The organism is Phenylobacterium sp. (assembly GCF_037189685.1).
Taxonomy (GTDB): Bacteria; Pseudomonadota; Alphaproteobacteria; order Caulobacterales; family Caulobacteraceae; genus Phenylobacterium.
The window spans coordinates 94,853-121,508 of sequence record NZ_JBBCIT010000001.1; the positions used below are offsets into that span (position 1 = coordinate 94,853).

A 26,656-nucleotide genomic window follows, 5' to 3' on the forward strand; every position below is an offset into this window, starting at 1 on the left:
ACGCGAGACGCATCCGGCGCTGTGACGACGCCGTAGCGTTTGCTAAGCAGGCCGGCGTGGGGACGGCGCGTCGCCTGCGGCGTGCAGACAAGGGTTGATCCGTGGACGTGAGTGATGGCGAGCGCCTGAGCGTGGCCGTGGTGGGCGCCGGCGTCGGAGGTCTGGCGGCGGCCTGGCTGCTCTCCGGGCGGCACGACGTCACGCTGTTCGAAGCCGATGCGCGCCTGGGCGGCCACGCCAACACTGCGGAGGCGCCCGGCCACAACGGCCCTGTCCCGGTCGACACCGGCTTCATCGTCTACAACGAGGCGAACTACCCCAACTTCACCGCCCTGCTGGCCCATCTGGGCGTCCCCAGCCTGAACGCCGACATGAGCCTGTCGGTGTCGCTGGACGACGGCGCGTTCGAGTATTCCAGCTATGGCGCGCTGGGCGTCTTCGCCCAGAAGCGCAACCTGTTCTCGGCCCGCTTCTGGGCGATGCTGCGCGACATCACCCGCTTCTACCGGCACGCGCCGAAGGACCTGGCCAAACTGGAGACGCCGCTCACCTCGCTGGAGGCCTATCTCGAGGAGAACGGCTACTGCCAGGCGTTCCGGGACGACCACCTCCTGCCCCAGGCCGCGGCCATCTGGTCGACGCCGCTGAAGGAGATCGGCCAGTATCCGGCGGCCTCGCTGATCCGCTTCTTCCTGAACCACGGGATGATGAGCGTCTTCGGGCGCGGCCTGTGGCGGACGGTCCAGGGCGGAAGCCGGGCCTACGTCGAGCGCCTGAGCCAGGAATTCCGTGGCGCCGTGCGCAAGGGCGTGCGCGTGGCGGGCGTACGCCGCGACGCCAACGGCGCCGAGGTGCGGCTGGCCAGCGGCGCGCGAGAGCGCTTCGACCATGTGATCCTGGCCACCCACGGCGACACCGCGCTGGGCCTGCTCGACGATCCGACTCCCGAGGAGGCGCGCCTGCTCTCCTGCTTCCGCTACAGCCGCAATCTGGTGGCGCTGCACACCGACCCGGTGCTGATGCCCAGGCGCCGCCGCGCCTGGTCGAGCTGGAACCACATCGGTCGCCGCGACGCTCCCGGCGAGGGCGCGGTGAGCTACTGGATGAACCGGCTCCAGAGCCTGGAGGACGCCCCGGACCTCTTCGTCACGCTCAATCCCTGCAAGGAGATCGACGCGGCCCGTCTCATCCGCACCGAGGTGTACGAGCACCCCCTGTTCGACGCCGAGGCCATCGCCGCCCAGACCGGGTTCTGGGACATCCAGGGCGTGCGCCGCACCTGGTTCTGCGGCTCGTACCTCGGCCACGGCTTCCACGAGGATTCGCTCCAGTCGGGCCTGGCCGTGGCCGAGCAGCTCGGCGGCGTCCGCCGGCCCTGGGCCGTGCCGGACGAGAACGGCCGCATCCATGTGCGGACGCCGGCGCTCGCCGATCAGGCCGCCTGACATGGACGGCTGCGGCCTCTATGCGGGGGTCGTGACCCACACCCGGCTGAAGCCACGGCGCCACGCGCTGCGCTACCGCATCTTCATGCTGCTGCTGGACCTGGACCGCCTGGATGCGGCCGATCGGAGCCTGAAGCTGTTCTCGCTGCGACGCTTCAACCTGGCGGGATTCGACCCGCGCCGGCATGGCGACGGCTCGGACACGCCCCTGAAGGCCCAGGTGGAGGCACGGCTGTCCGAGGCCGGCCTCGCCCACGGCGGGCCGATCCGCATGCTGGCCATGCCGCGCATCCTGGGCATGGGGTTCAATCCCCTGACGGTCTATTTCTGCCACCAGCCGGACGGGGCGCTCTCGGCCATCCTCTACGAGGTGAACAACACCTTCGGCGAACGCCACAGCTACCTGATCCCGGTGGAGCACGCCGGTCCGGTGGTGAAACAGGCCTGCGACAAGGGCTTCTACGTCTCGCCCTTCATGGACATGGACCTGCGCTACGCCTTCCGCGTCCGGCCGCCGGCCGGGATCGGGGACGAGGCCGTGCAGGTGCTCGTGGATGTGGACGACGCCGAGGGGCGGGTGCTGGCCACCGGCTTCGTGGCCCGCCGCCGCGACCTCACCGACAGCAATCTCCTGCACGCCTGGCTGACACATCCCTGGATGACCGCCGGCGTGGTCGCCGCCATCCACTGGGAGGCGCTGTTCATCTGGCTGAAGGGCGGGAAGATCCGCCAGCGGCCGGCCAAGCCGGCGTGGCCGGTGACGGTGGTGACGCCCGCGAAACTCGCGGCTTGAAACGCGAACTCAGGCGGAAGCCCGCCGGAACACCCAGACGTCGCCCACGTCGCCTACGTTGATCGGGTCGCGGTCCGGCTCCAGCCCGGCCTCGGCGGCTGGCGGGACCGGGTCGGCCATGTAGTAGGTGAGCCTCTCGGAGCTCTTCCGCACGATCCGGCCCCGGGCGTCGGTCAACGCGTATTCCAGCACCTGATCCAGCCGGTTCACGCCTTCGCGAAACGTGCGCTCGCGCACGAACAGAAGCAGGCGGCCGTCGGGCGTGGGCAGGTCCATCACCGGCAGGCCGGGGTTGGCCGGCGGCGGCCTCCGCATGAGATCCAGCCGCGGCAGGTGCACGGCCGCGACCGCGCCAGCGGCCATGTGCCGGGCGACCCCCTTGAAGGTGTTCCGCCACGCCGCGCCCGCGGGCGCATGCGCCAGGGTGAAGAAGGGCAGGAACACCAGGTCGAAGGTCCGCTTCAGGTCCAGCGCCGTCATGTCCCCGCGCACCAGGGCCACGCGGCGGCGGACATCGTCCGGCAGCGCCGCCACCCGCGCCTGCGCCTGGGCCAGCATGGCCGGCGCGATGTCCACGCCCGTCACCTCGAACCCGCGCAGCGCCAGGCCGCAGGTCAGCCGTCCCGAGCCCGCGCCCAGTTCCAGCATCGATCCGCCGGCGGGCGCCAGGCCCGCATAGATGTCCTCGTCGCCCGCGAGCCGCGCGTCGGCGGCGGTCACGGCGTCGTAGTGGGCGGCGCTGAGGCTGCCGGGCGCATAGTAGGGCTTGGCCTTGGCCATGACGCGCTTGTGCCGTCCCCGTTGCGTGCGATCAATGCGCAGGCCACATAATCGATGGCTCGAAAGGCGCGGCGCGCGCCTTCACATGGGGATACCGATGAAGACCCTCACCCGACACCTGGCGCGGCTGGCGCTGATCGTCGCGCTGCCGCTGGCGCTGGCCGCCTGTGGCGTCAACACGATCCCGACCCAGGAAGAGGCGGCCAAGGCCCAATGGGCCGAGGTCCAGAACCAGTACCAGCGCCGCGCCGACCTGATCCCGAACCTCGTGGCCACGGTGAAGGGCTACGCCGCCCAGGAAGCCAACGTCCTGATCGCCGTAACCGAAGCCCGCGCCAGCGCGACCCAGGTTCGCTCGGACGCCGGCATCACCACCGACCCGGCGGCCTTCCAGCGCTATGCGACGGCGCAGAACAACCTGTCCCTGGCTCTGGCGCCCCTGCGGGTGCTGCAGGAGGCCTATCCGGACCTGAAGTCGAATCAGAACTTCCTGACGCTGCAGAGCCAGCTCGAAGGCACCGAGAACCGCGTCGCCATCGCGAGGCGCGACTACAACGAGGCCGTCCGCGTCTACAACACCACGCTCAGGACCTTCCCGCAGATCATCTGGGCGAAGACGTTCCACGGCGGGTCGAAGCCGATGCAGCTCTTCGAGGCCACGTCCACCGCCCAGTCGGCCCCGACGGTCGACTTCGGCGCTCCCGGCTCGCCCCCGCCGAAGTAGGCGCATGCGCCCGATCTCGGCCTGCCTTCTCCTCAGTAGAGGAGGCGGCCGCCGCCTCAGACCTCGCTGGTGTCGGTGACGATGCGGCCCACGAGGCCGTATTCCACCGCCTGCTCGGCGCTCATCCAGAAGTTCCGCTGGGTGTCCTTGACGATCTTGTCGTACGGCTGGCCCGTTTCCTTGGCGATCATCAGGTTCACGCGCTTCTGCATCTTGATGATCTCCTCGGCCTCGATCTGGATGTCCGAGGCCTGCCCGCGCACGCCGCCCGCCGGCTGGTGCAGCAGGAAGCGGGTGTTGGGCAGGCAGAGGCGGTTTTCCTTCTTGGCGCCCAGGAAGATGTGCGCGCCGGCCGAGGCCACCCAGCCGGTGCCGATCACCTTCACCTCGGCGCCGCAGAAGCGGATCATGTCGTGGATGGTGTCGCCGCTCTCCACATGCCCGCCCGGCGAATTGATGATCACGCGGATAGGCTTGTCGCTCTCGGCGGCGAACGCGGTGATCTGGGCCGTGACCCGTTCGGCCAGCCGCATGTCGATCTCGCCGAAGATCAGCACGGTGCGGCTCTTGAACAGCGCATTCTGCACCGGGCCGGCGGTCATGGGCATGTCGGGCAGGCGGCCCTTGTCCTCGTCGTCGCCGCTGTCGTCGTCGAGGTAGGAAGTCCACTTCAGCATCAGGATCGCCTCAAAGAAGTTCGTCCCTGACGAGTTATTGGTCCGCGGCCCTTCCCGCAAGCGCCGAGGCGGCTTTGCCGCGGCAAGGGCGGGGCTGAACCCCAGCGGGGCGCCGGCATTCTTCTCCGGTGGCCCGCTCCATGTTCCACCTGAAGACGGTCTCGCCGCTCACGCTGGCCTGGACCGGAGCCGCGGGCCTGGCCCTGGACCTGGCGATCGCGACGCTCCTGCTGGGCGTGGCCGTGGCCCGCTGGGCGCCGCCGCAGGATCTGCCCTGGACGCCGCTGCGGCTGAACGAGCCCGTCGGCTTCGCCACGCGCGCCAAGTTCGAGGCGGCCGTGGCCGATCCGGCCCGATGCCGCGCCGTGCTGGCCGAGGGCGGCGTGGCGTTCGTGGAGGAGCCGGCGCGCACGGCCGGCGCGTGCGCGACCGACAACACGGTGCGGCTGGGCGCCGGCGTGGCGCCGCTGTCCCCCGCCCGGCCGGTGATGACCTGTCCCCTGGCCCTGGCTTACGCCTTCTGGGTCCGCCACGACGTGCAGCCCGCCGCCCGCGCCGAACTGGGCCAGCCGATCGCGCGGATCGAGCACTACGGAACCTTCGCCTGCCGCAACCTCTATGGCCGCACGACCGGCGCCCGCAGCCAGCACGCCACCGCCAACGCGCTGGACGTGGCCGCCTTCCGCACCGCTTCGGGAACCCAGGTCGGAGTGCTGCGCCACTTTCCGGGGGGCGACGCCGAGGGACGCTTCCTGCGGACCGTCCGGGACGGCGCCTGCCGCTGGTTCCGCGCCACCCTCAGCCCGGACTACAACGCGGCCCACGCCGATCACCTGCATCTGGACCGGGGACGGTTCGCGGCGTGTCGCTGACTCGAGCGCCCGCCTTGACCTTCGGGCAGGCCACGTCGCAAATGGCCGCGAACTCAAACAACCGTTTGGAAGGAACGTCCGATGAGCCAGGTTCTGGAAGCCCCGAAGGTCAGCGCCCGCGGCCTGTTCGACCTCACCGACAAGGTGGCCGTCATCACCGGCTCGTCGCGCGGCATTGGCCGGGCGATCGCCGAGCGCATGGCCCAGCAGGGCGCGAAGGTGGTGATCAGCTCGCGCAAGGCCGGCCCCTGTGAAGAGGTCGCCGCCGGCATCAACGCGAACTATCCCGGCCAGGCCATCGCCGTGCCCGCGAACATCTCGTCGAAGGACGACCTCCACCGCCTCATGGACGAGACGCGCAAGGCCTTCGGCAAGATCGACATCCTGGTCTGCAACGCGGCCTCGAACCCGTACTACGGCAGCCAGCTCGACATCCCGGACGACGCGTTCCGGAAGATCATGGAAAACAACATCATCGCCAACAACTGGATGATCCAGATGGTGGCGCCCGAGATGCGCGAGCGGAAGGACGGGGCGATCATCATCGTGTCGTCCATCGGCGGCCTGCGCGGCTCGGAGGTGATCGGCGCCTACTGCATCTCCAAGGCGGCCGACATGCAGCTCGCCCGCAACCTCGCCCGGGAGCTGGGCCCCGACAACATCCGCGTCAACTGCATCGCGCCGGGCTTGGTGAAGACCGACTTCGCCAAGGCGCTGTGGGACAATCCGGCGGGCGAGGAACGCGCCAGCTCGGGCACGCCGCTGCGCCGCCTGGGCGAGCCCGACGACCTGGCGGGCGCGGCCATCTACCTGGCCTCGCGCGCGGGCGCCTGGACCACCGGCCAGACCATCGTGGTCGACGGCGGCAGCGTCTGCTGATCTTCCCTTCCCATGTCATGGGAAGGGGGACCGCCCGCCGAAGCCGGCGCAAGCCGGCCGAAGAGCGGGTGGTGGGAAGGGCGAGAGACCGGCAGGGTGGATGGGTCATCCGCCCATGGCTCAGCAGATCAGATCGCGAGTTCGTGACTGAGGCTTGCCTCTCCACCACGCCCTCTTCGGGGCGCGGTCCCCCTCTCCCACTTCGTGGGAAAGGAAGGCCTAAACCTTCACCACCATCTCCAGCCCGTTCGCGAAGGGCAGGGTGAGGGTCTTCAGGCCGTTCGCCGGATCGGCCACGAAGTCGAAGACGTCGCGGTAGGCGCGGCGGAACTGGTCGGTGTTGTCGACCACGACCACCGCGCCCGGCCGCAGGTGCGGCGCCACCATCTCCAGGGCGGGCCGGGCCATCTCGGTCCAGATGTCCATCAGCACGAAGTCCACGGGCCCCTCGATCGTCTTCAGGGTCTCGCGCAGGTCGCCCTCGCGCAGGTCGATCCAGGGACTCAGGCCGGCGGCCTCGAAACTGGCCCGCGCGGCGGCCGCCTTGGCCGGCTCGTACTCGGTGGCGATCACCGTCCCGCCCCCATTCGCCCGCACCGCGTCGGCGAGGTAGAGCGTCGAGACGCCGAACGAGGTGCCGATCTCCACCACCCGCGCGGCCCGCAGCGCCCGGCACATCATGTGGCAGAACTCGGCCTTGACCGGCTCCAGCGCCACCAGCTTGTCGGCCATGTACGCGTGGGACGCGGCGTCGAACCCGTCCCACGACAGCTCGCCCTTCTTCGCCCGTTCCGAGAACCAGGCCGTCATCCCGGCCTCCTGGGCGGCGCTTCGCGCGTGGAGCGCGTCCACCCGCGCCTGGAGGGCCGGATCGCTCAGCACGCTCATGGCCGGGCCTCGTACTGCATGGCGCCGGCCACGTTGCCCTCGCTGTCCTCGAACCAGACCAGGCGGCCCACGCTCTCGATGTGGAACGGCTGGCTCAGGGGGCGCCCGCCCGCCGCCGCGATGGCCGCGACCGTGGCGTCGATGTCCTCGACGGCGAAGGTGATCTCCATTCCCGGCATCCGTCGGCCCGCCACCTCGCGGCGGCCCTGCAGCGCGCCGATGACGCCGTCGCCCGCGTCGGAGGTCTGGTGGAAGCCGGGCGGCCCCCACGGCCGGAACGTCCAGCCGAAGACCTCTTCGTAGAACCGCCGCGCGCGCGGCGGGTCGTCGGCGTTGATCGCGAAGTGTCGCAGCGCTGCGGCCATGGGCTCCTCCATCCGGGCCACAGGCTAGGGCCTCCCCGTGGCGGCGCGCTTGCGCTAGTCTGACGAACTATGTCGCTGGAACGACACGCGCCGCCCCATTCCGACGGCTTTCCGGTCCGAGGGCTCGCCGTCACCTACCGCGACGGCCACGTGCTGGACCGCCACACCCATCCATGGGCCCAGCTCGTCTATGCGGCCAGCGGGGTCATGCGCGTCGCCACCCCCGGCGCGGCCTGGCTGACCCCGCCCACCCGAGCGATCTGGGTCCCGGGCGGGACGCCGCACGAGATCGAGATGCGCGGCGCCGTGGCCATGCGCACCCTCTACCTCGCGCCTGCCGGCGACGATCCGCGGCTGGCGGCCTGCCGCGCCATCGAGGTGGCGCCGCTACTGCGCGAGCTGGTCCTGCACATCGTCCGCATCGGGATGCTGGACGCCGGCGACCCGGCCCACGCCCGGATGGAGGGCCTTCTGGTCGACCTCCTGGTCCAGGCCGAGACGGCGCCCCTGGAGCTGCCCCTGCCGCGCGACCCACGGGCGCGCCGGCTGGCCGACCGCATCCTGGCGGCGCCGGGCGACGGGACCCCGCTGTCCGACCTGGCCCGGGGCGCCGGCGCCAGCCTGCGTACCCTCCAGCGCCTGTTCCTGGCCGAGACCCGCCTGCCGCTGGAGGCCTGGCGCGCCCGGGCGCGGATGCAGCAGGCGGTGGTCGCCCTGGCCGGCGGCGCCTCGGTGACGGCCACGGCCCTCGACGCCGGCTACCAGAGCCCCTCGGCCTTCATCGCCGCCTTCAAACGCACCTTCGGCGTCACCCCGGCGCGGTGGCGGACGCCGCCCGGCTGAGTTCTCTCGCCCGCGCCAGCCGGCGTACGCCCTCGTCCAGCGTCGCGTCGGCCTTCGCGAAGCAGAGGCGCACGATGCTGGTGACGGGATCAGCTTCGTAGAAGGCCGAGACGGGGATGGCCGCGACGCCGGCGTCCCTGACCGCCCGCAGGCAGAAGGCGCGGTCGGGCTCGGCCACGCCCGAGGCCGCGAGGTCGACGTTCAGGAAATAGGTCCCATCGCCCGGCAGGACGCCGAAGCCCTCGCCCACCAGGGCGGCGGCCAGGCGGTCGCGCGAGCGGGCCAGGCCCAGGGGCATGTCGCGGAACCAGTCGCCGGCGTTTTCCAGGCCCCACGCGGCGGCACCCTGGAGGTTGGGCGGGGTGGTGAAGGTGAGGAACTGGTGCGCGCGGGCCAGCGCGTGAGTGAGGGCCGGCGCGGCGCACAGCCAGCCCACCTTCCAGCCGGTCAGGCCGAACATCTTGCCGGCCGAGCCGATCTTCACCGTCCGCTCGCGCATGCCCGGATACGCGATCAGCGGCCGATGCCGCGCGCCGGCGAACACCACCTGTTCCCAGACCTCGTCGCACACGGCGACGGCGTCGTGGGCCACGCAGAACTCGGCCAGCAGGGCCAGGTCCTCGTCGGGCAGGACGACGCCCGTGGGATTCATGGGCGTGTTCAGCACCACCAGCTTCGTGCGCGGCGTGAACGCGGCCTCCAGCATCGCCCGCGTGAAGCGCCAGTGCGGCGGCTCCAGGCGCACGAACCGGGGCACGCCCCCCGCGCGGCGGATCAGCGGCGGATAGGCATCATAGAACGGCTGGAACACCACCACCTCGTCGCCGGGCTCGATCAGGCCGAGGAAGCTGGCGGCCAGCGCCTCGGTGGCGCCGGACGTGACCGTGACCTCGGACGCCCAGTCCAGGTCGAGGCCTTGCGTCCGGGCGTAGTGGGCGGCCACCGCCTGGCGCAGCTCGGGCAGGCCGGCCATGGGCGGGTACTGGTTGTAGCCCGAGACCACCAGTTCGGCGGCCTTCGCCCGCACCGCCTCGGGGCCGGGATCGTCGGGGAACCCCTGGCCCAGGTTCACGGCGCCCAGGGTGCGGGCGAGCCCCGACATCTCCTCGAAGATCGTCGTGGGCAGGGCGGAGAAAATCGTATTGGCCATCGGCGCGACATTGGCGTCAGAGTCGGCCCCTGACCAGCGGGAGACGGCCATGGAGATCCCCTTGGAGATCGTCGAGTTCGAGCCGGGCCACGCCGAGGCGTTCCGGACCCTGAACGAGGCCTGGATCGCGAAGCACTTCACGCTGGAGCCGAAGGACCGCGAGGTCCTGGGCGATCCCCAGGGCAGGATCGTCGATCCGGGCGGCCGCATCTTCATGGCGGTGCGGGACGGCGAGGCCGTGGGCTGCGTGGCCATGGTGCGGATGGATGACGGCGGCTACGAGGTGGCCAAGATGACCGTCTCGGAGGACCTGCGGGGCTCGGGCCTGGGCCGGCGGCTGATGCAGCGCTGCATCGACGCGGGCGCCGAGATGGGCGCCACCCGCCTCTACCTGGAGACCAACGCCACGCTAGGCCCTGCGCTCGGCCTCTACCGCGCCATGGGCTTCCTGGACCTCGCGCCCGTCGAGACCCCCTACGCGCGCGCCGACGTCTTCATGGAACGGCGCTACTGAGGGGCCCGTCCCGGGCCTCCGCGCGAGCGGAGGCCCGGCAATGTTTGTCCACGGATGCACACGGAGACACACGGATCGCGCGGCGGCCATCATCCGTGTGCATCCGTGGACCTTTGAGATCGGAAGGCGCCGCTTCGCGGCCTCGCAGGAACCGGACGAAGCGCTCCCGAGGCCTACAGGCTCGCCTGCACCCGGTGAAGGCGGGCATAAGGGCCGTCCGCGGCGATCAGGTCCTCGTGCCGGCCCTCCTCGGCGATCCCGTCCTCGGTCAGCACCACGATCCGGTCGGCGTTGCGCACCGTCGACAGCCGGTGGGCGATGACCAGGGTGGTGCGCGCCTGGGCCAGCTCGGCCAGCGCCTGCTGCACCGCCCGCTCGCTCTCGTTGTCGAGGGCGCTGGTGGCCTCGTCGAAGATCAGGATCGGCGGGTCCTTGAGGAAGGCGCGGGCGATGGTCAGCCGCTGCTTCTGCCCGCCCGACAGCCGCACGCCGCGCTCGCCGATGTCGGTGTCGTAGCCGTCCGGAAGCTCCCGGATGAAGCCGTCGGCGCAGGCCCGGCGCGCCGCGGCCTCCACCTCTTCGCGCGTCGCGCCCGGCCGGCCGTAGCGCAGGTTCTCCAGCACCGTGCCGGCGAAGAGGTAGACGTCCTGCTGCACCAGCCCGATGTTCCGCCGAAGCGACTCCAGGGTCAGGTCGCGCACGTCGTGGCCGTCCACCAGGACCCGGCCCGAGGTCGTCTCGTAGAAGCGCGGCAGCAAGGCGCAGAGCGTGCTCTTGCCCACGCCGGAGGCGCCCACCAGGGCCACGAACTCGCCCGGCCGGATGTCGAGCGAAACGTTGCGGAGCACGGGCGGTCCTCCCGGACGGTAGGCGAAGCCCACGTTGCGGAATCCGATCTCGCCACGGACGCGCGCCAGGGCGCGGGCGTTGGCCGCATCGCGGATGTCGGGCTGGGTCTCCAGCACCTCCATCACCCGCTGGAAACCGGTGTAGCCCTGCTGCCAGAGCCGCACGAAGTTCACCGCCCGCCGGACCGGGTCGATCAGGATCGCCACGCAGAGCAGGAAGGTGAGAAGATCGGCGACGTCCAGCGCGCCCTGGGCCACGCGCACGGCGCCCGCCACGATCACCGCCAGGGTCACGAGCTGGGCGAACGCCTCCATGCCCACGGAAAAGTGGGCCTCGCTGAGATAACCGGCGCGGCGGATGGCCAGGAAGCGGTCGTTCTCCACGGCGAAGCGCCGGGTCTCCTCGGCCTCGGCGCCGAACGCCTTCACGACGCGGATGCCCGACAGCGAGTCCTCGACGCGGGCGTTGATGGCCCCGATCTGGGCCTTGCCCTGGCGCAGGATGGTGTTCATCCGGCCGTTGAAGTGCAGGGCGTAGAGGATGGAGACCGGAAACGCCGCCAGGATCGCGCCCGTGAGCGCCGGGTCGAGCCAGATCAGGATGGCCGCGGCGCCCAGGAACTTCAGCAGCGAGATGGCCAGGTCTTCGGGCCCGTGGTGGCAGAGCTCGCCCACGGCGAAGAGGTCGTTGGTGATGCGGCTCATGAGCTGGCCGACCCGCTCACGGTCGTAGAAGCGGAACGACAGCTTCTGCAGATGCTCGAACAGCTCCTGGCGCATGTGGCTCTCGATCTTCGCTCCCATGACGTGGCCCTGATAGTCCACGAAGAGGGTGCAGAGGGCCTGGACCAGCAGAAGCGCCAGCATGGCGCCGCCCATGGCGAGGATCGCGGCCATCGCCTCGTCCGGTCCCGCGCCGGCGGACAGCCGCCGCGTGATCCAGTTGGCGCACACGGGCAGGGCCAGCGCCGTGGCGGCGATGACGACGGCGCAGGCGATGTCGGCGGCCAGCAACGGGATGTGCGGCCGGTAGTAGCTCAGGAATTTTCGGAGCCGCCGGCGGGCGGCGGCGTCTGTGGAACGGGCGCTACGGTCGGCTTGGGCCGGCGCCTCCAAGGTTCGCGAAGGCATGCGAGGTCATGTCCTGATGTCGGGAAAGGGCTCCTTTCGGTTGGGACATGACAGTCTGCATCTCGCTCTCCCGGGCGGACATTCGCTTGGGCTACGAGGATGACGGTGATCGCCGGACGACGCAACCGCGATATCACGACGCCGTGATGGTCGAACTTGATTGCGAACGACTCGCAATAGCAATAGAGTCGGGACTCTGGAGAAGGCCATGATCGACACCTATGCCGGCGATGCGCTCACCCACGGCGAACGGCTCCTGATCCGTACGCTGCGGCTGCTTACCCTGACCACGCCGTGCCACAGCCTGAGAGCCCACTTCGAGGCCGCCTGCGGCTGCGCCGGAGAGGAGGCCTATCGGATGCTGGAGGCCTTCGTGCAGCAGGTGGCCGCCCGGGGGCGCCGACGCCTCCAGCTCTCGATCCCGGTCGACCCGCGCCTCACCGACGACGAAGGCCTGATCCTCGATGTGTTCGGCTGCGCCCAGGCCGGCGACTATCGCGCCATGGACGAACGGCTGCGCGGCCTCATGGGCGTGGCCCCGCCGGCCGCCACCGGCGCCGCGGCGTGCCTGGTGGCCGAGATCCTCGACATGAGCGGCCTGGTGCTGCGCGCGCGTCCGACGCCCGACACCCTGATCCCCCCCGCCTGCCCCGTGGCCATCTTCCCGATGGCTGCGGAGTAGCGGCTGGAGCCTGTCGCGGCGCGGTGGTCCCCCGCCCGTCGCGGCAGGCTCCCTTTTCTCCGAGTTCAGTGCTGGGCGGCCAGCACCACGCCCAGCAGGACGGCCGTCCAGTGCGCCGCGGCGGCGGCCACCACATGGCCGTGCCAGATGGCGCGGGCGAACTTCAGCTTCTTGTTCACGTAGAAGACGACGCCGGTGGAGTAGAGCACGCCCCCGGTGATCAGCAGGGCCAGCGCATACCACGCCAGGGAATCGATCATCGGCTTCAGCGCGATCACCACCAGCCAGCCCAGGGCCAGATAGACCCCCACCCAGAACTTCCGATCGATGCCGGTCAGGCAGAGCTTGCCCAGCGCCCCCAGGGTCGCGATCGACCAGACCGCCGCGGTCATGCCCCAGCCCCAGGCGCCGGGCAGGTTGATCGTGAACGGCGTGTAGGAACCGGCGATCATCAGGAAGATGCCCGCGTGGTCCAGCCGGCGCAGGGTCGGCCGGTGCTGCGGCCGGGCGAAGTTGTAGGCGGTGGAGAACGCCAGCATGGCCAGCACGCCCAGGGCGTAGATCGAAACGCCGACGACCTGGCTGATCGACCCGTTCAGCACCGCCAGCGTCAGCAGCACCACGCCGCCCACGAGGGCGAGCGTCAGGCCCATGACATGCACCACCAAGTCGGCGCACTTGGCGCCCGGCGTGGGGTAGTGGCGCGGCGGGTAGGGCTTGGCGGGCAGGCTCATGTCCCCGGCTTTTACCGCCGACGTGCGACGCGCGTAAGGCGCCGCCTCATCCGGCCACCCGGGCCAGCACCGTCCGCGTCGCCTGGCGGGCGCCCATGCGTGCGAAATGGTCGGCCAGCCGGGGGAAGGCGGCCATGTCCAGCCCGTCGCGCGGCAGCCAGCCGGTCACGACGTAGAGGTAGGGATCGCAGACGGTATAGGCCTCGCCCATCGCCCATGGCCCCTTGAACAGGTCGGTCTCGATCAGCCGCATCGCGGCGCCGAACACCTCGGGCGCCTTGCGGCGCAGCTCGGCGATGGCGGCGGGATCGTCGGCCCAGCGCTGGCCGCGATGCCGGTGCGCCGCCGCGGGATGCGCCCAGGAACAGAGGTAGCTCATGAACGACTCGACCTGGGCCATGCCGAAGGCGTCGCCAGCAGGCGCGAGCCCCGCCTCGGGAAAGGCTCGTGCGACATAGCCCAGAATGGCCGGCGCCTCGGTGATGACCCCGCGGTCCGTCGCCAGCGCCGGAACCCGCGCCTTGGGATTCACCGCCAGGTAGGCCGCGCCCCGCTGCTCGTTCTCCCGGAAGTTCAGGCGGACGGCCTCGTAGGGCGCGCCCGCGTCCTCCAGGGCGATCTCGCAGGCCAGTCCGATCGTTCCGAGGGCCGTGTAGAGCCTGAGCATGGCGTATCTCCTGGCCCGCGCATGTGCATCGGCGCCGGACCTGCCGCAAGGGCCGGCTTGACCCTGCAGGCCACCGCGTGGAACCCGTTGGCGGTCATGACCAGCCTCGATGCACAACTCCTGGCGCAGACGGCCGAGCGCGTCGCCGCCCACTCCGGCCCGACTTTCCTCATCGGGATCGCCGGCGGAGTCGCGGTGGGCAAGACCACGCTGGCGCATCGGCTGGCCGAGGGGCTGAACCGCGGCGGGATCACCGTGGAGGTGGTGGCCACGGACGGCTTCCTGCGTCCCAATCGCGAGCTGGAGGCTGCGGGCCTGAACCTCAGGAAGGGCTTCCCGGAGACCTACGATCGTGACGCCTTCCACCGCTTCCTGGCCGAACTGGGGGCGGGCCGGGCCGCGGCCAGCCCGGTCTATTCGCACGTCACCTACGATATCGTGCCGGGCGAGGTGCGGAGGGTCCCGGCCCGGGGTGTGGTGATCGTGGAGGGCGTGAACGTGCTGCAGACGCCGCAGGCCCGCGCGGCCTTCGGCCTGTCGCTGTATGTGGACGCCGACCCGGCGGATGCGAAGGCCTGGTACCTTGCGCGGCTGGCGCGGATCGTCGCCGAGGAGCCGGAGAGCTTCATCGCCCGGATCGCCGACCCGGTGCGGCGCGACGCCCTGGTCGAGGCGGCCTGGACGCAGATCAACCTGGTGAACCTCCGCGACCACATCGCGCCGACGATGGCGCATGCCGACGTGGTGGTGCGGAAGCGTCCCGACCACGCGCTCCAAGCGCTCGCCTGGCGGTAGCCGCCGCGGGTCGGATCAGTCCTCGCGCGCCCGCTTCTTGCGGAAGCTGGGGTTCAGGACCTTCTTGCGCAGCCGGATGTTCTTGGGCGTCACCTCGACCAGCTCGTCCTCCTCGATGTAGGCGATGGCCTGTTCGAGGGTGAGCCGCCGCGGCGGGGTCAGGCGCACCGCCTCGTCCTTGCCCGAGGCGCGGACGTTGGTGAGCTGCTTGGCCTTCATCGGATTGACGTCGAGGTCGTCCGAGCGGCTGTTCTCGCCGATGATCATGCCCTGGTAGGTCTTCTCGCCGGCGCCGACGAACATCGTGCCGCGCTCCTCCAGGTTCCACAGGGCGTAGGCCGCGGTCTCCCCGTCGGAGTTCGAGACCAGCACGCCCTTGCGGCCGGCGTCGATCGGGCCCTTGTAGGCCTCGTAGTGGCTGAAGACGCGGTTCAGCACGCCCGAGCCGCGGGTGTCGGTCAGGAACTCGCCCTGGTAGCCGATCAGCGAGCGCGACGGGCTCATCAGGCTGATCCGGGTCTTGCCGGCGCCCGACGGCCCCATGTCCTTCAGCTCGGCCTTACGCGCCGACAGCTTCTCGATGACGATGCCGGTGAACTCGTCGTCCACGTCGATCATGACGTCCTCGATCGGCTCCATCCGTTCGCCGGTCTCCTCGTCGGCCTGGTAGACCACGCGCGGGCGGCTGATGGAGACCTCGAAGCCTTCGCGGCGCATGCTCTCGATCAGCACGCCGAGCTGCAACTCGCCGCGGCCGGCCACCTCGTAGGCGTCCTTCTCGGACGTCTCGGTGACGCGGATGGCGACGTTGGATTCCGCCTCCTTCTGCAGGCGCGCGGCGATGACCCGGCTCTGCACCTTGTCGCCCTCGCGCCCGGCCAGCGGGCTGTCGTTGACGCTGACCGTCATCGAGATGGTCGGCGGGTCGATGGGCTGGGCCGGCAGGGCCTCGGTGACGTCCAGGGCGCACAGGGTGTCCGCCACGGTCGCCTTCGACAGCCCCGCGATGGCGACGATGTCGCCGGCCTCGGCGCCGCCGTCGATCGGCTGGCGCTTCAGGCCGCGGAACGCCAGCACCTTGGTGATGCGGCCGCGCTCGATCTCCTTGCCGTCGCGCGACAGCGCCTTGATCGGCATGCCGGGCACGGCCTTGCCGGCCTCGATGCGGCCGGTCAGCAGGCGGCCCAGGAATGGGTCGCTCTCGATCAGCACCGACAGGATCTGGAAAGGTTCGTCCTTGCGCGCCTCGGCCTTGGGCGCCGGCACATGGTCGACGATCAGGTCGAACAACGGCGACAGGTCGTCGTTCGGCTTGGCCAGGTCCAGCGTCGCCCAGCCGTTCTTGCCCGAGGCGTAGATGTGCGGGAAGTCGAGCTGCTCGTCCGTCGCGCCCATGGCCGCGAACAGGTCGAAGGCGTCGTTCAGCACCCGGTCGGGATCGGCGTGCGGGCGGTCCACCTTGTTGAGGCAGAGGATCGGGCGCAGGCCCATCTTCAGCGCCTTGCCCAGCACGAACTTGGTCTGGGGCATGACGCCTTCCTCGGCGTCCACCAGCAGGACGCAGCCGTCCACCATGCCCAGGATCCGCTCCACCTCGCCGCCGAAGTCGGCGTGGCCGGGCGTGTCGATGATGTTGATGCGCGTCTCGCCCGCCTTTCCGTTCCATAGCACCGAGGTGCACTTGGCCAGGATGGTGATGCCGCGCTCGCGCTCCTGGTCGTTGGAATCCATCGCGCGCTCGACCGTCGCCTCGTTGGCTCGGAAGACGCCGGACTGGGCCAGAAGCTGGTCGACCAGCGTGGTCTTGCCGTGGTCGACGTGGGCGATGATGGCGATGTTTCGGAGCGACATGGGGCGGCGGGCTTCTTTCGAGGGCGGGCGCTTGTACGGGAAGGCGGCCTCGACCGCCAGAGTGTTGTGCGCCGCATATAACGCAACGTCAGCGTCGCGTAAGGTGATTGACTGAATCTATTGATAAAACCCGTCAGCGGCTGAGGATGCGACAGAATATTTCCGCTTTTCGGCTTGCCGGATTGTGCGCCGCACACTAGATTAAGTCTGTGGGGCGTCGCTGACGCCTCGGCCCTTCATGGGCGTTTCCTCCCTAATGAACTGCCGCGCCGCTGGCGCGGCTTTTTTTTGGGCCTCCGGCCATCGGGCACGTCGCGCCGTCATTCGGACACGAAGATCACGAAGAGCACGAAGACCACCCAGGAAGGGGCCAGCGCGGCGCTGAATCGGTGTGCATCACCACTTCGCCGGACTGCCCGAAATGCGCAGCGTTTAGTGGTGTGTATCCTTGCTTTTGCCTTGATCGCTCAGCATTTCTGGAATGTGCGGACCCAGCGCGTCCGCTCCCAGCGAGAGATTTCGCCCGCCATGCAGCGGCGCTCGCCCTCGGTCGGCGCGACCTGTCCATGGGCAGGTGGCTGCGCGCCGGACGCCGCCTGCTGCGCCACGCCTCCATCGGTGCACTTCTGGAACGTGTGGACCCAGCTGTTCCCGTCCCAGCGGTAGATCTCGCCGGCCATGCAACGACGCTCTTGCCGCGTCGGCGCAGCCGGGGCGTAGGAGCCGCTTTGCCAGGAATAGCCATCGGCGCCGCCATCACCGCCGGATGACCGGGTATCGCCAAGGGCGGCGGCGGGCGGCGGCGCCACGGGCCGGCCGGCGATGATAGTGGCCATTCCCTGGACCATCGCCGCGTTCATTGCCCGCTGGTGGGCGCGCTCCTCGGCCTCCTCGCGCTCGCGCCGCGCGTCGTCAGCGGCCCAGCGCGCCTCGTTCGCGGCGCGCGCTGTAGCCTGCTGTTGCGCCACCTGCTGCTGCGCGTCCTGCGCGGCAGTGCGGACCTGCTCGTCGGCCAGCATCCGCACCGAAGGCTCCCGAAAACCCGCCTCGGTCAGCAACAGTCTGCCGTTCATCATCCGGCAGTATCCTGGGATGTTGCAATCGAGCGTCGACACCGGCCCGCCGTCATCGGGCATCCAGTAGATCGAGCCCTTTTCGACCTTGAACGCGCCGGCGCAGGGCTTCTGCCGGTTCGCGCATTCGTAGCGCCCGGCTCCCGCCCCTTCGAAGGTGTGGTTCCAACCATTCCAATAGAATCGTCCGTCTTCCCTGACGAAGGCCCTGTCGAAATGGGTCTTCCCGTCGAGCGTGCGCAACGACGAACTCAGATGCTCGCCGACCCCGCCGGCCATCAGCCGAAAACGCTGCTGCCGCTCGGCCAGTCTGGCGGTGACGTCCGCACGCCATTGCTGCGCCACCAAAGCGGACAGTCGGGAGTGCGATTGCGTGGTCGACTGTTCCTTGCCGTCGGAGCCCCTGGTCATCGTCGCTTCGACCAGCAGCCCGTCCTTGTCGAGACCTATCGACCAGTTCCGGGAGCGATCCTCGTCCCAATTGACGACCGCGCCGCCTTCGACGCGGTACCTGGCCCTGCCCACCGAGCCGTTCCAATAGCTGCGCGCCACGTCGATCATGCCGTCCGGCGCCAAGGTCCAGCGCGCAATGGTCGACGAGTCAGGGTCAGTGCTCCGCAATACGAGAACTTCGCCGGGCCGCTCCCATTCGAAGCTGTCGACATGGCTTATCGTCCCGTCGCGGCTTGCCGCCCAATGCGAGCCGGCGAGTTGGGCCAGGACTCCCCATTGCGAATAGGTCGATGGCGGCGGGGCGCTGGACACGACGTCCTGCGCCCGAGGTGCGGTGCCGACCAGCGCCATCGCCACGCCAGCCGCGCCGGGCAGCAGCAGTCGCACGGCGAGGCTGACGGACATGGCGAACGTCTTACGAATGCTCACGCTTCACCCCCTTCGCGCGAAGGGAAAAAAGTCGTCGTTGGCGATGCGTGAGTCAAGCGGGCCTGGACGACCGAGGCTCGTCAGGGCGCGGGCGACAGAAGGTAGGGGACACACATTACTTGAGCCGCAGGGTCCACCTGCCCTCAAGCCGCCTTCAGCGCGCTCCAGTCGGCCTCGGCCAGGGCGCGGGTCAGGGCCTCGACGTCGGCCTTCAGCGTCTCGAAGCCCGAGGTGGGCGACAGCGTCGCCTCGTCCAGATAGAGGGCGCGGTTGATCTCGATCTGCAGGGCGTGCGCGCGCCGCCGCGGCTGGCCGTAGTGCTCCGTCGTGTAGCCGCCGGCGTAGGGCGCGTTACGGGCCACGCGGTAGCCGCGCGCCTCCAGTGTCCGCTCGACCCGCGTGGGCAGCACGCCCGCGCAGGCGGCGCCGTAGCGGTCCCCCAGCACGAAGTCGCACGGCCGGTCGCGGCCCGTCGCGCGGGCGGCGGCGGCCGGCATCGAATGCCAGTCGATCAGGATGGCGTAGCCGTGCGCCGCCTGGGCCTCGGCGATCAGGCCGGCCAGCGCCTCGTGGTAAGGCCGGTGGGCCCCATCGATCCGCACGCGCGCCTCGGCGAAGGTCAACTTGCGCCGGTAGATCTCCTGGCCCTCCGAGACCACGCGGGCGATCGCGCCCAGGCCGGCGGCCACCCGCGCGGTGCGGGCGCGGGCGAAGGGCGGCAGCTCGTCGGCGAACATGGCCGGGTCCAGTTCGAACGGCTCGCGGTTCAGGTCGATGTAGGCGCGGGCGTAGCGGGCGGCGATCACCGCCGCGCCCAAGGCCGGCCCGCACGCGATCAGGTCGTCCACGAAGGCGTCCTCGGACCGGCGGATCGACACCGCGTCCAGGGCGGCGGCGGCCATCATGTCGTCGGGATAGTCGCGCCCCGAATGCGGCGAGGCGAACACCAGCGGCGTGGGCGGCGCGTCCGGAGGCCCGGCCCGCCGCAGGGTGAACGCCGGGCCCGACGGCGGGTCTGCGGCCTGCGGCCGGTTCAGCGGGTCCATGGCGTTCATCGCGCGCATAGAAGGCCGCCTCGCCCCCAGCGTCAAAGCCTTATGCCGCACGGCACGGAACGGCAGGGCCGAGCGCGAACCGGCTTGGGGCCTGCACGACGCTTCATGGCGCCTTTACCCTTCGCCCGCTATTATGCCCGATCAAGTTCAGGCCCGACCATGACCCGCATCCTGCTCGCCGAAGACGACGATTCCCTCCGCGGCTTCCTGGCCCGCGCGCTCGAACGCGCCGGCCATGAGGTCACCGCCTGCGCCGACGGCGAGGAGGCGGTGACCTTCCTGGACGAGCCGTGGGACCTCCTCCTCACCGACATCGTCATGCCCGGCCTCGACGGCATCGAGGTGGCCCGCCAGGCCGCCGCCCGGCACCCGGGCCTGAGGATCATGTTCATCACGGGGTTCGCCGCCGTCGCGCTGGCCGCCGGAGAGAAGGCGCCGGCCGGCGCCAAGGTCCTGTCCAAGCCGATCCACCTGCGGGAGATCGTCTCGGAAGTCGAGCGGATGATCGCCGCCTGAGGCCGACCCAGGCGCCGCACGCTGCGGCGCCTTGCTAAGGCCATGTGGCCTCTGTATATCCCCGCCTTCCCGAAAGGGTCCGCCAATGGCTCGGACGCGTAGCTCAGCGGGAGAGCACTACGTTGACATCGTAGGGGTCGCTGGTTCAATCCCAGCCGCGTCCACCATTCCTTCTCTCAGAGATCGCTGAACCTCGCCGATCTTCGGCGGGACGCAACGGCATTGCGTTCGCCAGTGCGGCGAAGGACCCGGGCGGCCTCAGTCCGGCAGCACAGGCAGGCGGATCCGGAAGGTGCTCCCGACCCCGGGGTCGCTGCAGGCGAGCGAAATGGTCCCCGAATGCAGCTCCACGAGCTGCTTGCCGAGCGCGAGGCCGATGCCGAGGCCTTCCTGCGCCCTCTCGGTCGGGCTCTTCACCTGGGCGAACAGCTCGAAGATCTTCGACTGCATCTCGGGCGGGATCCCGATGCCCGTGTCCGAGACGTCGATTTCCGCGAAGCCGTCGGCGATCCGGGCCTCGAGCACGATGCGGCCGCCGGCTGGCGTATAGCGCGCGGCGTTGTTGAGCAGATTGCTGACCACCTGCGCCAGGCGGGTGGGATCGGCGTGCAGACGCACCGCTTCGACCGGGATATCGGCCGAGAACGTGTGCCCCGCAGCGTCGATCTGGGGCTTGCTGGCCTCGATCGCGAACTGGAGCACGGTCCCGAGGGTGACGCGTTCCTTGGCCAGCGAGATCTTGCCCTGATCGATCCGCGAGATGTCGAGCATGTCGTCGACCAGCCGGGTCAGGTGGGCGACCTGGCGCTCCATCTGACCGTGGATCTCCTCGGTCGTCTGCGGATCCTTGCGCCGACGCAGGAAATGCAGGCCCGCGCCCAGCGCCATGACGGGATTGCGGATCTCGTGGCCGAGCACCGCCAGGAATTCGTTCTTGTGGCGATCGACCGTCTTCAGCGCCTCGGCCAGGACTTCGAGCTCGTCGCGCTGGACCATGATCTGCCGGCGCTGCTGGTACAGGTCGAAGAACACATTGGCCTTGCTGCGCAGGATGTCGGCCTCGATCGGCTTCTGGAGGAAGTCGACGGCGCCGGCCTCATAGCCGCGGAAGCGGCGCTGGCGGTCCGCCGTGCCGGCGGTCAGGAAGATGATGGGGACGTGGCGCGAGACCTCGGCCCCCCGCATGAACTCGGCGAGTTGAAAACCGTCCATGCCGGGCATCTGGACGTCCAGCAGCGCCAGGGCCACATCGTGCGCCAGGAGCAGTTCGAGCGCCTCGTCGCCGGACCGCGCCTTCAGGCATTCCAGCCCCTCGCGCTGAAGCAGCGCCTCCAACGCCAGGAGGTTTTCCTGCAGGTCGTCCACCAGGAGAAATCGGATCGGTTCCTTGAGACGCTTCATGCCGCCTCCAGGCGCGCCAGGTATGCGGCGATCGAATCCAGGGACATGATCGTGGCCTCGGGGCAGGCCTCGATGGCGGCGGCCGGCATGGCGGCCGCATAGGCGCCGGCCGGATCCTGCACGAGCGCAACGCCGCCCGCGGCCGCCACGGCCTTCAGGCCCTGGGCGCCGTCGTGGTTGGCGCCGGTCAGCACGATGCACGTCAGCGACGGACCGAAGGCGTCGGCCGCAGCCTCGAACAGGACGTCGATCGAGGGTCTTGAATGGTTCACAAGCTCATCGGACGATAGCGACAGCGTTCCGTCCGCCTCGACCAGCAGATGGTAGTCGGACGGCGCGAAGTAGGCCACGCCCGGCGTCGCCGGCTCCTTGTCCTCGGCCTCCTTGACGGCAAGTCGACATTTGCCCTGGAAGAGCGGGACGAGCGCATTCTCCCGGTCCGGGGGGACGTGGACCACGATGAGGACGGGCGCCGGAAAATCGGCCGACAGGGTCGGCAGGAGGCGCAACAGGGCCTGCACCGCGCCCGCGGACCCCCCGATGGCGATCGCTCCGGTCGAGGCGTCGGTCATGCGTCCTGCCTCTGGTAGATCTTGTCCTCACGGGAGAATTCGAGGAACGCGGCGGCGTGGGCGGAGAAGCGGAGGCTCTCCTTCGAGCCCAGCCCCAGGAAACCCTTGCGCGCCAGCGAGTCCCGAAGGAGCCCGATGGCGCGATCCTGCAAGGCGCGGTCGAAATAGATCAGGACGTTGCGGCACGAGATGAGGTGCATCTCCCCGAACACGGCGTCCGTCACCAGGCTGTGATCCGAGAACACCACGCGGCTGCGCAGCGACTTGTCGAAGATCGCCCGCCCGTAGTCCGCCGTATAGTAGTCGGACAACGATGACCGGCCGCCGGACTTCTGGTGGTTCGCCGTGAATTTCTTGACCTGATCGAGCGGATAGACGCCCGCCTCCGCGGCCTGCAACGCTGCGGGGTTGATGTCGGTGGCGTAGAAGATGGTCCGCTCCTCCAACCCCTCCTCCCGGAAGAGGATGGCGAGCGAATAGAGCTCCTCCCCATGGCTGCACCCCGCGACCCAGACCTTGAGCGAGGGATAGGTCCGAAGGTGGGGCAGCACCTTCTCGCGCAGGGCGCGGAAGTACGAGGGGTCTCGGAACATCTCACTGACCTGGACGGTCAGGTAGCCGAGGAGCCGCCCCAGGGTCGTCGGCTCGTGCAGGAGGCTGTCCTGCAGGGCCGATATGCTGGAGAAACCCAGCTGGTCGCGCGCCTGCACCAGGCGGCGCTTGATCGAGGCGCGCGCATAGCTGCGGAAGTCGTAGTGGTAGCGCCGGAAGAGCGCCTCCAGAAGCAGGCCGATCTCGAGGTCCTCGACCCCGTCCCGCATGATCGCGCTCATCGGGGCATCCAGACGCGTACGAGCGACAGCAGCCGGTCGACGTCGATCGGCTTGGCCATGTAGTCGTTTGCCCCGGCCTCGAGGCAGCGCTCCTGGTCGTCGGGCATCGCCTTCGCGGTCAGCATGATGATGGGGAGGTCGGTCCAGCGGGAGTCGGCGCGAATCCGGCGGGTCGCCTCCAGCCCGTCCATCACCGGCATCATCACGTCCATGAGCACGAGGTCGACGGCCGCCGAGCCGCCGTCGGCCGACTGGGCCAGCGCCACGATCGCCTCCTGGCCATTGCGCGCGATCTGCACCGACGCGCCCCGAGGTTCAAGCACGCTGGTCAGGGAGTAGACGTTCCGCACGTCGTCCTCGACCACGAGGATGCGACGCCCCTCGAGCACGGCGTCCCGGTTCCGCGCCTTGCGGATCATCCGCTGCTGCTCCGGCGGAAGATCGGCGACCACCTGGTGCAGGAACAGCGAGACCTCGTCGAGCAGCCGCTCGGGCGACTTGGCCCCCTTGATGATGATCGAGTGCGAATATCGGCGGAGGCGCTGCTCGTCGTCGGCCGAGAGGTCGTGGCCCGTATAGACGATCACCGGCGGGAAGGCGTGGTCGCCCTGGCTCAGGCTCTCCAGGAGCGAGAACCCCGAAGCGTCGGGAAGGGAAAGGTCCAGGACCATGCAGTCGAACGTCTGCGACCTGAGCGCCTCGAGGCACTCGGCGGCCGTCCCGACGCCGACCGTCTCCACGTCGCCCGAGGCCAGCAGGCGGCTCACCGCGTCCCGCTGGACGTCGTCGTCCTCGACGATCAGCACCCTGCGCATGGTGCGGGTGAGCTGCGACTCGAGATTCTGCAGCACCTCGGAGAGCTGCTCGCGCTGCACCGGCTTGATGAGATAGCCCACCGCACCCAGCGACAGCGCGGTCTGGCTGTGATCGGTTCCCGAGACCACGTGGATCGGGATGTGCCGGGTGGCGTCGTCGCGCTTCAGCCGGTCCAGCACCGTGAGGCCGGACTGGTCCGGCAATCCGACATCCAGGACGATGGCGTGGGGCCTGTACTGTGCGGCGAGGCTGAGGGCCTCCTCGGCGGTGCCGGCCACCAGGCACTGGAAGCCCAGCTCGCGGGAAAGATCGCAGACGATGCCCGCAAATCCGGGGTCGTCCTCGATCACGAGGAGCAAGCGACGCGTGTCGGTCAACGTGTCGCGGTCATCCTCCACCCTTGCGACCGAGGCCTTCCGGCGGACCCGGGGCGGTGCGGGGACCTTCGTCTCGTCGGAAGGCGCCGGCGGCGCCTCGCGGGGGTTGATGTCGCCGGGCGCGTAGACGAACGGGATCGTCACGGTGAAGGTGCTGCCCTCGCCGGGCGTGCTCTCGAGGGCGATGACGCCGCCCAGCAGTCGCGCCAGCTCCCGCGAGATCGAGAGTCCGAGTCCCGTACCGCCATAGCGGCGACTGATCGTGCCGTCCGCCTGGCGGAAGGCCTCGAAGACGCCCTGCTGCTGCTCGGGCGAAATCCCGATGCCGGTGTCGCTGACGGCCAGCGCGAGCCGGCCGGCGCCGGCCGGCGCGACCGCGAGCCGCACGACGCCCCGCTCGGTGAACTTGAAGGCGTTCGAAAGCAGGTTCTTGAGGATCTGCTCCAGCCGCTGGCGATCGGTCTCGATCACGGCGGGCGCGTCCTTGGCGATCACGATCTCGAAGGTCAGGCCGCGCTCGTCGGCGACCGGCTGGAACAGCGAGCGGAGATCGTTCGAGAGCCGCGTCAGGGCCACGTTCTCGGGCCGGATCTGCAGCTGGCCGGCCTCGATCTTCGACAGGTCCAGGATATCGTTGATCAGGGTGAGAAGATCGTCGCCCGACGAGTGAATGGTCCGGGCGTACTTGACCTGATCGTCCGAGAGGTTGCCGTCGGGATTGTCGCTCAACAGCTTCGACAGGATCAGCAGCGAGTTGAGCGGCGTGCGCAGCTCATGGGACATGTTGGCGAGGAAGTCGGACTTGTACTGGCTGGCCTGTTCCAGTTCGCGGGCCTTCAGCTCGATCGCGGCGGCGGTCCGCTCCAGTTCGTCGCGCTGGGTTTCGAGGGTCTGCGCCTGTTCCTCGAGCTGGCTGTTGGTCTGCTCCAGCTCGACCTGCTGCTGTTCCAGGCGGACCTGGGACTCCTTCAGCGCGCGGCCCTGCTCCTCGAGTTCCTCGTTGGAGACCCGGAGCTCCTCAGCCTGCACCTGCAGCTCCTCCGACTGCCGCTGGGTTTCCTCGAGCGCATCCTGCAACTGGGTGCGGTAGCGGGCGGAGCGCAGCGCGACGCCCATGGCCGCCTCGCCCTGCCGCAGCAGTTCGAGCACCTGCTCGTCGACGGGCCGGAGGAAGCCCAGTTCGATCACGGCGTTGACGAATCCATCCGCCGTCGTCGGAACGATCACCAGATGTCGGGGCTTGTCTCGGCCGAACGCGGACCCGAGGGTGAGATAGCCTTCGGGGACGTCGTCGATGACGATCACCCGGCCCTCGGAGGCCGCCTGGCCGAGCAGGCCCTCCTTGATCCCGAAGCGCAGGGGCAGCTCCGCATCGGCGGGAACCCCCAGCGTCGCGGCCAGCCGGTACTCGGTGGATTCCCCCTTGAACAGTGCGCCCGCGTGACTGCCGACGTACCGGGCGAAGAACCCGAGGATGCCCTCCGCGAGCTGTTCGACCGACTTCTCGCCCATCATGGCCGCCGCCAGTTCCACCTGACCCGCCTGGAGCCACGCCTGCCGCTCCCGCGTACGCGCGTTGTTGCGGATCAGTCCGAAGACGATCAACGTCAGGACCGCTCCGAGGAGGCCGGAAAGCACCCCGCTCAGCACGGCCGTTCGCTGTGCGGCCTTCATCTCGGCGACACGAACTTCGCGGACGCGCTGCTCCTCCTGCCGCATGGCTTGGTGGCGGGCCCGGATGGCGTCCATCTCGGCCTTGCCGCGATCCGTGTTCACGACCGCCAGCGCGGCGTCGGGGCCGTCCCTCGTCCGCAGGTCGATCGTCTCTCTCAACTCGGTCAGCTTGGCGTCGAGACTGCGGCGCAGTTGGGCGATGTTGTTCTGCTGAACAGGATTGTCGCGAGTCAGGGCGGCGACGGAATCCAGACGCGGGGCCGCAGCCGAGACCGCATGCTGATAGGGCTCCAGATAGCGGTCGTTGCCTGTGAGCAGATAACCTCTCTGGCCGGTTTCAGCGTCCTGGATGGCCGACAGGAGATCGTCGAGGGCGACGATCACGGAGTGGGAGTGCCGGATACGGGCGTTGTTCTCCTGCAGCGCGGCGATGTTCAGGTAGGAGATCGCGCCGCTGACGAGGAAGAAGAGCAGGACGGCGGCCAACCCGAGATGGGTCCACACCTCCCTCCGCGACCCGGACCGTGAAGCGACGCTGCGAAGGGGTTTCGGCATGGATATCCTGAACGAGGCGGGCGCCTCTCGCTGGCCTAGCGGGTCCATGCCCCCACGGGCAAGACTTCCGGAGCGCCAAGGTGCGCGCGATCGATTCCCGTGGAGCTCGCGGTCGTCGATACGCCATACGTCAGAATGAATGCGGCCGGGATCCGGCCATACGCCCCGTCAACACAACGGCCCGGCTTCACTATGGTTCCACGTGGGTTTGAGCGCCCGATCCGAGGCGGCCCCCGGTGAGCACCTCGATCACGGGTCAGCCTA

The 26,656-nt window shown here is 69.7% G+C and carries 25 protein-coding genes and 1 tRNA gene; 11 read left to right on the plus strand and 15 right to left on the minus strand.

Annotated features, from left to right (window positions below):
• Window positions 1-101 precede the first annotated feature (101 nt).
• The gene (locus WG212_RS00475; protein ID WP_337185095.1) at window positions 102-1,445 is read left to right on the plus strand and encodes an FAD-dependent oxidoreductase; all 1,344 of its coding nucleotides are present in this window, start codon (window positions 102-104) and stop codon (window positions 1,443-1,445) included.
• Between the two features lies 1 nt (window position 1,446).
• The gene (locus WG212_RS00480; RefSeq protein WP_337185096.1) at window positions 1,447-2,238 is read left to right on the plus strand and encodes a DUF1365 family protein; all 792 of its coding nucleotides are present in this window, start codon (window positions 1,447-1,449) and stop codon (window positions 2,236-2,238) included.
• A 9-nt stretch (window positions 2,239-2,247) separates the two neighbouring features.
• On the opposite strand, the gene WG212_RS00485 is transcribed toward WG212_RS00480, so the two are convergent.
• A complete protein-coding gene (locus tag WG212_RS00485; protein WP_337185097.1) occupies window positions 2,248-3,018 on the minus strand; it encodes a methyltransferase domain-containing protein in 771 nt (256 codons plus the stop codon).
• Between the two features lie 97 nt (window positions 3,019-3,115).
• Between WG212_RS00485 and WG212_RS00490 the strand changes: the two genes are divergently transcribed.
• A complete protein-coding gene (locus WG212_RS00490) occupies window positions 3,116-3,742 on the plus strand; it encodes a LemA family protein (RefSeq protein WP_337185098.1) in 627 nt (208 codons plus the stop codon).
• A 56-nt stretch (window positions 3,743-3,798) separates the two neighbouring features.
• Here WG212_RS00490 and WG212_RS00495 read toward each other — a convergent pair whose 3' ends face one another.
• A complete protein-coding gene (locus WG212_RS00495; protein WP_337185099.1) occupies window positions 3,799-4,419 on the minus strand; it encodes an ATP-dependent Clp protease proteolytic subunit in 621 nt (206 codons plus the stop codon).
• A 140-nt stretch (window positions 4,420-4,559) separates the two neighbouring features.
• On the opposite strand from WG212_RS00495, the gene WG212_RS00500 reads away from it, so the two are divergent.
• Window positions 4,560-5,291, plus strand: coding sequence for an extensin family protein (locus WG212_RS00500; RefSeq protein WP_337185100.1), 732 nt, complete (start codon window positions 4,560-4,562; stop codon window positions 5,289-5,291).
• Between the two features lie 81 nt (window positions 5,292-5,372).
• Window positions 5,373-6,170, plus strand: a complete 798-nt coding sequence (locus WG212_RS00505; RefSeq protein WP_337185101.1) for an SDR family oxidoreductase — start codon at window positions 5,373-5,375, stop codon at window positions 6,168-6,170.
• Between the two features lie 219 nt (window positions 6,171-6,389).
• On the opposite strand, the gene WG212_RS00510 is transcribed toward WG212_RS00505, so the two are convergent.
• A complete protein-coding gene (locus WG212_RS00510) occupies window positions 6,390-7,058 on the minus strand; it encodes a class I SAM-dependent methyltransferase (RefSeq protein WP_337185102.1) in 669 nt (222 codons plus the stop codon).
• A complete protein-coding gene (locus tag WG212_RS00515; RefSeq protein WP_337185103.1) occupies window positions 7,055-7,423 on the minus strand; it encodes a VOC family protein in 369 nt (122 codons plus the stop codon). Before WG212_RS00515 ends, WG212_RS00510 begins: the two co-directional genes overlap by 4 nt.
• A gap of 69 nt (window positions 7,424-7,492) precedes the next feature.
• On the opposite strand from WG212_RS00515, the gene WG212_RS00520 reads away from it, so the two are divergent.
• Window positions 7,493-8,266: a helix-turn-helix transcriptional regulator gene (locus WG212_RS00520; protein WP_337185104.1), complete on the plus strand. Its 774-nt coding sequence runs from the start codon at window positions 7,493-7,495 to the stop codon at window positions 8,264-8,266.
• Here WG212_RS00520 and WG212_RS00525 read toward each other — a convergent pair.
• Window positions 8,232-9,416 (minus strand): aminotransferase, encoded by a 1,185-nt coding sequence (locus WG212_RS00525; RefSeq protein ID WP_337185238.1) that lies wholly within the window; start codon window positions 9,414-9,416, stop codon window positions 8,232-8,234. The genes WG212_RS00520 and WG212_RS00525 overlap by 35 nt on opposite strands.
• Before the next feature lie 49 nt (window positions 9,417-9,465).
• Here WG212_RS00525 and WG212_RS00530 point away from each other — a divergent pair, with 49 nt between their 5' ends.
• Entirely contained in the window at window positions 9,466-9,930 is a 465-nt protein-coding gene (locus tag WG212_RS00530; protein WP_337185105.1) for a GNAT family N-acetyltransferase, read from the plus strand.
• A gap of 173 nt (window positions 9,931-10,103) precedes the next feature.
• Here WG212_RS00530 and WG212_RS00535 read toward each other — a convergent pair whose 3' ends face one another.
• Window positions 10,104-11,909 (minus strand): ABC transporter ATP-binding protein, encoded by a 1,806-nt coding sequence (locus tag WG212_RS00535; RefSeq protein WP_337185106.1) that lies wholly within the window; start codon window positions 11,907-11,909, stop codon window positions 10,104-10,106.
• Between the two features lie 208 nt (window positions 11,910-12,117).
• Between WG212_RS00535 and WG212_RS00540 the strand changes: the two genes are divergently transcribed.
• Complete coding sequence (locus WG212_RS00540; protein WP_337185107.1) at window positions 12,118-12,591, plus strand: hypothetical protein; 474 nt, start codon at window positions 12,118-12,120, stop codon at window positions 12,589-12,591.
• Window positions 12,592-12,656: 65 nt separating this feature from the next.
• Here WG212_RS00540 and WG212_RS00545 read toward each other — a convergent pair whose 3' ends face one another.
• On the minus strand, window positions 12,657-13,325 hold the full coding sequence (locus WG212_RS00545; RefSeq protein WP_337185108.1) for a hemolysin III family protein: 669 nt from the start codon (window positions 13,323-13,325) through the stop codon (window positions 12,657-12,659).
• A gap of 46 nt (window positions 13,326-13,371) precedes the next feature.
• Complete coding sequence (locus WG212_RS00550) at window positions 13,372-13,992, minus strand: glutathione S-transferase family protein (RefSeq protein ID WP_337185109.1); 621 nt, start codon at window positions 13,990-13,992, stop codon at window positions 13,372-13,374.
• Between the two features lie 57 nt (window positions 13,993-14,049).
• On the opposite strand from WG212_RS00550, the gene WG212_RS00555 reads away from it, so the two are divergent.
• Window positions 14,050-14,787: a hypothetical protein gene (locus WG212_RS00555; RefSeq protein WP_337185110.1), complete on the plus strand. Its 738-nt coding sequence runs from the start codon at window positions 14,050-14,052 to the stop codon at window positions 14,785-14,787.
• A gap of 15 nt (window positions 14,788-14,802) precedes the next feature.
• Here WG212_RS00555 and typA read toward each other — a convergent pair whose 3' ends face one another.
• The 3 genes from typA to WG212_RS00570 all read right to left on the minus strand — a co-directional run bounded on the left by typA (window position 14,803) and on the right by WG212_RS00570 (window position 19,648).
• Complete coding sequence (gene typA / locus WG212_RS00560; RefSeq protein ID WP_337185111.1) at window positions 14,803-16,638, minus strand: translational GTPase TypA; 1,836 nt, start codon at window positions 16,636-16,638, stop codon at window positions 14,803-14,805.
• Window positions 16,639-17,105: 467 nt separating this feature from the next.
• The gene (locus WG212_RS00565) at window positions 17,106-18,593 is read right to left on the minus strand and encodes a hypothetical protein (protein WP_337185112.1); all 1,488 of its coding nucleotides are present in this window, start codon (window positions 18,591-18,593) and stop codon (window positions 17,106-17,108) included.
• Between the two features lie 143 nt (window positions 18,594-18,736).
• Window positions 18,737-19,648, minus strand: coding sequence for an N-formylglutamate amidohydrolase (locus tag WG212_RS00570; RefSeq protein WP_337185239.1), 912 nt, complete (start codon window positions 19,646-19,648; stop codon window positions 18,737-18,739).
• A 159-nt stretch (window positions 19,649-19,807) separates the two neighbouring features.
• Between WG212_RS00570 and WG212_RS00575 the strand changes: the two genes are divergently transcribed.
• On the plus strand, window positions 19,808-20,164 hold the full coding sequence (locus WG212_RS00575) for a response regulator (RefSeq protein WP_337185113.1): 357 nt from the start codon (window positions 19,808-19,810) through the stop codon (window positions 20,162-20,164).
• 92 nt (window positions 20,165-20,256) lie between these two features.
• Window positions 20,257-20,331, plus strand: a tRNA-Val gene (locus tag WG212_RS00580).
• Between the two features lie 91 nt (window positions 20,332-20,422).
• Here WG212_RS00580 and WG212_RS00585 read toward each other — a convergent pair.
• From WG212_RS00585 to WG212_RS00600, 4 genes are read right to left on the minus strand one after another with little or no spacing between them, the layout of a single operon-like run.
• On the minus strand, window positions 20,423-21,565 hold the full coding sequence (locus tag WG212_RS00585) for a hybrid sensor histidine kinase/response regulator (RefSeq protein ID WP_337185114.1): 1,143 nt from the start codon (window positions 21,563-21,565) through the stop codon (window positions 20,423-20,425).
• Window positions 21,562-22,137 (minus strand): chemotaxis protein CheB, encoded by a 576-nt coding sequence (locus WG212_RS00590; RefSeq protein ID WP_337185115.1) that lies wholly within the window; start codon window positions 22,135-22,137, stop codon window positions 21,562-21,564. The genes WG212_RS00585 and WG212_RS00590 overlap by 4 nt, the downstream gene beginning before the upstream one ends.
• Window positions 22,134-22,970, minus strand: coding sequence for a CheR family methyltransferase (locus WG212_RS00595; protein ID WP_337185116.1), 837 nt, complete (start codon window positions 22,968-22,970; stop codon window positions 22,134-22,136). Before WG212_RS00595 ends, WG212_RS00590 begins: the two co-directional genes overlap by 4 nt.
• Window positions 22,967-26,341 carry a response regulator gene (locus WG212_RS00600; RefSeq protein ID WP_337185117.1) on the minus strand — a complete coding sequence of 1,125 codons (3,375 nt, stop codon included), beginning with the start codon at window positions 26,339-26,341 and terminating at the stop codon, window positions 22,967-22,969. The genes WG212_RS00595 and WG212_RS00600 overlap by 4 nt, the downstream gene beginning before the upstream one ends.
• Window positions 26,342-26,656 lie beyond the last annotated feature (315 nt).

Bases quoted from the DNA above. Each gene is read 5' to 3' on its own strand.
- WG212_RS00480 (WP_337185096.1), top strand. From the start codon at position 1,447: ATGGACGGCTGCGGCCTCTATGCGGGGGTCGTGACCCACACCCGGCTG.
- WG212_RS00485 (WP_337185097.1), bottom strand. From the start codon at position 3,018: ATGGCCAAGGCCAAGCCCTACTATGCGCCCGGCAGCCTCAGCGCCGCC.
- WG212_RS00490 (WP_337185098.1), top strand. From the start codon at position 3,116: ATGAAGACCCTCACCCGACACCTGGCGCGGCTGGCGCTGATCGTCGCG.
- WG212_RS00495 (WP_337185099.1), bottom strand. From the start codon at position 4,419: ATGCTGAAGTGGACTTCCTACCTCGACGACGACAGCGGCGACGACGAG.
- WG212_RS00500 (WP_337185100.1), top strand. From the start codon at position 4,560: ATGTTCCACCTGAAGACGGTCTCGCCGCTCACGCTGGCCTGGACCGGA.
- WG212_RS00505 (WP_337185101.1), top strand. From the start codon at position 5,373: ATGAGCCAGGTTCTGGAAGCCCCGAAGGTCAGCGCCCGCGGCCTGTTC.
- WG212_RS00510 (WP_337185102.1), bottom strand. From the start codon at position 7,058: ATGAGCGTGCTGAGCGATCCGGCCCTCCAGGCGCGGGTGGACGCGCTC.
- WG212_RS00515 (WP_337185103.1), bottom strand. From the start codon at position 7,423: ATGGCCGCAGCGCTGCGACACTTCGCGATCAACGCCGACGACCCGCCG.
- WG212_RS00520 (WP_337185104.1), top strand. From the start codon at position 7,493: ATGTCGCTGGAACGACACGCGCCGCCCCATTCCGACGGCTTTCCGGTC.
- WG212_RS00525 (WP_337185238.1), bottom strand. From the start codon at position 9,416: ATGGCCAATACGATTTTCTCCGCCCTGCCCACGACGATCTTCGAGGAG.
- WG212_RS00530 (WP_337185105.1), top strand. From the start codon at position 9,466: ATGGAGATCCCCTTGGAGATCGTCGAGTTCGAGCCGGGCCACGCCGAG.
- WG212_RS00535 (WP_337185106.1), bottom strand. From the start codon at position 11,909: ATGCCTTCGCGAACCTTGGAGGCGCCGGCCCAAGCCGACCGTAGCGCC.
- WG212_RS00540 (WP_337185107.1), top strand. From the start codon at position 12,118: ATGATCGACACCTATGCCGGCGATGCGCTCACCCACGGCGAACGGCTC.
- WG212_RS00545 (WP_337185108.1), bottom strand. From the start codon at position 13,325: ATGAGCCTGCCCGCCAAGCCCTACCCGCCGCGCCACTACCCCACGCCG.
- WG212_RS00550 (WP_337185109.1), bottom strand. From the start codon at position 13,992: ATGCTCAGGCTCTACACGGCCCTCGGAACGATCGGACTGGCCTGCGAG.
- typA (WP_337185111.1), bottom strand. From the start codon at position 16,638: ATGTCGCTCCGAAACATCGCCATCATCGCCCACGTCGACCACGGCAAG.
- WG212_RS00570 (WP_337185239.1), bottom strand. From the start codon at position 19,648: ATGAACGCCATGGACCCGCTGAACCGGCCGCAGGCCGCAGACCCGCCG.
- WG212_RS00575 (WP_337185113.1), top strand. From the start codon at position 19,808: ATGACCCGCATCCTGCTCGCCGAAGACGACGATTCCCTCCGCGGCTTC.
- WG212_RS00585 (WP_337185114.1), bottom strand. From the start codon at position 21,565: ATGAAGCGTCTCAAGGAACCGATCCGATTTCTCCTGGTGGACGACCTG.
- WG212_RS00590 (WP_337185115.1), bottom strand. From the start codon at position 22,137: ATGACCGACGCCTCGACCGGAGCGATCGCCATCGGGGGGTCCGCGGGC.
- WG212_RS00595 (WP_337185116.1), bottom strand. From the start codon at position 22,970: ATGAGCGCGATCATGCGGGACGGGGTCGAGGACCTCGAGATCGGCCTG.